We start from the raw sequence: 3,189 nt of genomic DNA on the forward strand, positions 1-3,189 counted from the left end.
TATACTTCTGTTATTCATGCTAATCCAAAAACACATCAATCACTCATAGATAGAAAAAAGTTTGAGAAGCAGAGAGAGGAATATTGGTATAAACTTGGTAATGGGTATGGAGAACAAAAAAACAGTAATTTAGGAGGAATAATCGATATGAGATGGGGTATCATAGGTCTAAATTTTGACAGATGGGGACAGGAGCATCGGCAGTAATGCTCTACGATTGATGAAAAGAGAAAAAACAGAGACTTATAAAATAATTTATGGAGAAATAATTGATGAAAACCTATACTTTAGATGATGTTGCAGTCTTAATTGATAAGGTTAATAAATATGATGATGATATTATCAATTTTGGTACTGAAAAAAATGCGGTTGATGATCTTGTGATTGAAAAGGCAGAGAAAGCTTTGGATTTGAAATTCACATCGTCTTACAAAGTTTTTTTAAAAAAATATGTAGGAGGGGAAATTGGTGGTGAAGAAATTTATAGCCTTTATGGAGATTGTGGGGAAGGCATTCCTGCTGGTGATATTGTTTTCCAAAACTTAAATGATAGAAAAGATGGTTTTGCGACACCAGAACAGCTCGTTGTGAGTTATGATCTTGATGAAACCTTTTACTTTGATTATACGCAGTTTCGGGATGGAGAATGCCCAATCTATGTCATGCTTCCATCTGAAGATTGCGAATATTACGCAAGTAATTTTTATGAGTTCCTTTGTAAAAGAATTAAAGTACACGCGGGAGAAGAGATACCTGAAGGTGACCAACCGATTGAAAAGATTGAGAACACTCCCACTCCGAAACCTATCCCTTTTTACAAGAGTTTTTGGAAAAAACTATGGAAGAGGGGAAATTGATAGGGGGAATATGGAGCGTTTATAACGCAAGTTTTGAGGATCATCCATGAAAACCTATACCTTAGATGATGTTGTAGTACTAGTTGATAAATATAGCGATAGTATCGATTTTGGCTCTACAGATGAAGCAGTTGATGATGCACTGATTGAAAAAGCAGAGGGGATTCTTAAATTGCAATTCACATCCTCCTACAAAAATTTTTTGAAGAATTATGGAAGAGCGGAGATCTGTGGTGAGGAAATATTAAGTGTTTATAATACAAATTTTGAAATTTCTCGTAGTGATGATATTGTTTATTATCATATAACGGATATAGAAAATGGTTTAGCAAAACCACAGCAGCTTGTTGTGAGTAGAACTGATTTTGGTGAGACATTTTATTTTGATTATTCTCAGTTTCAGAATGGTGAATGCCCGCTCTATCTTAGATTTCCACCTAGCGATCCCCAGTATTACGCAAGTAACTTCTATGAATTCCTCTGTAAAAGGATTACAGATAATTTGAAGTAAATTTCTTTGTACGGTGGTTTTACTTTCAAATTGCAATGTTAAACCACCATTATTTTTTTCTTTTCAAGAATGCAAGCGTCGTTAATATTTTTTAGGGGGAAGGACTTATGAAAACTTATACTTTAGCTGATGTTGTACAATTAATTGATAAGTATAGCGATCGTATCAATTTTGGTACTGCTGATGATGGAGTTGATGATGTACTAATTGAAAAAGCAGAGAAAACTCTCGGTTTGCAGTTTACAACTTCCTACAAGAGTTTTTTTAAAAATTACGGAGGAGGAGAAATTGGTTGCGAGGAAATTTTTAGCATTTATGGTGTAGACTTTGAAACTGTTTATGGTGGTGACATTGTCTATAATCGCTTAACAGAAATGAAAAATGGTTTAGCAAAACCACAGCAGCTTGTTGTCAGTAGAACTGATTTTGGTGAGACATTTTACTTTGATTACTCTCAGTTTCAGGATGGTGAATGTCCGCTCTATTTTGAGGGAATATCTGGAGATCCCCTTTATTATGCAAGTAATTTTTATGAATTTCTCTGTAAAAGAATTATGGAACATGCTGGGGGGTAATGACGATGCAAACCAAAGACGCAACAGAGATTTTAAAAAGACTTGGCTGGGAGCCTCATCGCGATGAAATGGGTGATATGTTTGCTTATTATCACCTCCCCGATCGCATAGTGCGTATTCACTACGGCGTCATAGATTATGGACGGGATAGCGGAAGATTGTGGGTTTCTGTCAGTCTTACTACTGCTGCTTATTGTCTTGGCTGTGAATATGCTAACGGTAAAGAAACGCAACCTCAATATGAGGATATGCTGATTTCTTCAGAAGAGAATTTTGGAGTTACAGCATTGGAGTTTTTTGAAAACCACGTTAAGGTAGCTTTAAACAAAGTGTTAGCTTGGGCGCAAGCACAAGATATTGAGAAAAAATTACATGAAAAAGCTGCTAATCATTCTCTCGTTGCAAAGGCTCTACTCGGCGATACCGAAGCTATAAGGAATTACAAACCTACACCTCAATTATATACACAAGAGTTTTCTGATTATGAAAAGATAACACAGGTTGAGCGCGTTATCTTTTTTGCTGAGGCTTATAAAAATAACGAATTGGATGACATTTTAGCACACAAAAAACCAAAACAGCGTTTGATGAGTCTCACAGCAGCAACGCGCATTCTTAAAACCCAAGGGTGGTTTGCCACAGAGCTTGGGAAAATGTGGTTGGTTTTGCCGGATCGTTTTATTAAGTTAGATTTTGGCTTTATCCGTCTTCATGATGATTACAATGTTCATCTTGAAGCAGAGATCTCCAACGAAGATATTTCTGTAGCTTGCCATTATATTCACGATAGTAGAAAATGTAGGCAGATATCAGCTACAAATATTTATCAGTCTTTTAACACGATTGGGGGAGGAATTTTTAGTAGTTTTGGTAAAGGTATTGATATTTGTGTAGAGACATTAAATGAGCAAGAGCTTATTAAAATCTCTGAGCGGGTGATGCAGTGGGCTCGTGCCCAAGACTTGCAAGCATCAATAGAAAGCAAAACGCTTATCCAAAAATATAGCTCTTGTCCCGATATCCCATGGCATTTGGCTTGTTTAGCATTAACAGGTCAAATTGATGTCCTGAAATCCTATCAAAATGCCGTAGATACAATTTCTGAATATTTAGATGACAATGATGTGGAAAAATATGTTAATCACGCCGTTCATTTTGCTGAAGAACATCTGACCGTTTTAAAGGAGCGAGAGGCGGCGGATGCACGCATTGATGTACACTCTTTGGCTCTCCTTAATACAGTTTC

The 3,189-nt window shown here is 36.4% G+C and carries 4 protein-coding genes and 1 pseudogene; all 5 read left to right on the plus strand.

The window, feature by feature from the left end:
• A pseudogene (locus tag PVV60_RS09815) lies at positions 1-207 on the plus strand (hypothetical protein); the annotation flags it as partial.
• Between the two features lie 65 nt (positions 208-272).
• Complete coding sequence (locus PVV60_RS09820) at positions 273-857, plus strand: SMI1/KNR4 family protein (protein WP_273724590.1); 585 nt, start codon at positions 273-275, stop codon at positions 855-857.
• Positions 858-903: 46 nt separating this feature from the next.
• The gene (locus PVV60_RS09825; RefSeq protein WP_273724591.1) at positions 904-1,368 is read left to right on the plus strand and encodes an SMI1/KNR4 family protein; all 465 of its coding nucleotides are present in this window, start codon (positions 904-906) and stop codon (positions 1,366-1,368) included.
• Positions 1,369-1,475: 107 nt separating this feature from the next.
• On the plus strand, positions 1,476-1,943 hold the full coding sequence (locus PVV60_RS09830; RefSeq protein WP_273724592.1) for an SMI1/KNR4 family protein: 468 nt from the start codon (positions 1,476-1,478) through the stop codon (positions 1,941-1,943).
• 5 nt (positions 1,944-1,948) lie between these two features.
• Positions 1,949-3,189: DUF6990 domain-containing protein (locus tag PVV60_RS09835; protein ID WP_404977309.1), on the plus strand; the 1,241-nt coding region annotated here is incomplete at its 3' end.

Source organism: Bartonella sp. AU18XJBT, assembly GCF_028618595.1.
GTDB lineage: Bacteria > Pseudomonadota > Alphaproteobacteria > Rhizobiales > Rhizobiaceae > Bartonella.

Coding starts and splice junctions, on each gene's coding strand:
- PVV60_RS09825 (WP_273724591.1), top strand. CDS start 904: ATGAAAACCTATACCTTAGATGATGTTGTAGTACTAGTTGATAAATAT.
- PVV60_RS09830 (WP_273724592.1), top strand. CDS start 1,476: ATGAAAACTTATACTTTAGCTGATGTTGTACAATTAATTGATAAGTAT.
- PVV60_RS09820 (WP_273724590.1), top strand. CDS start 273: ATGAAAACCTATACTTTAGATGATGTTGCAGTCTTAATTGATAAGGTT.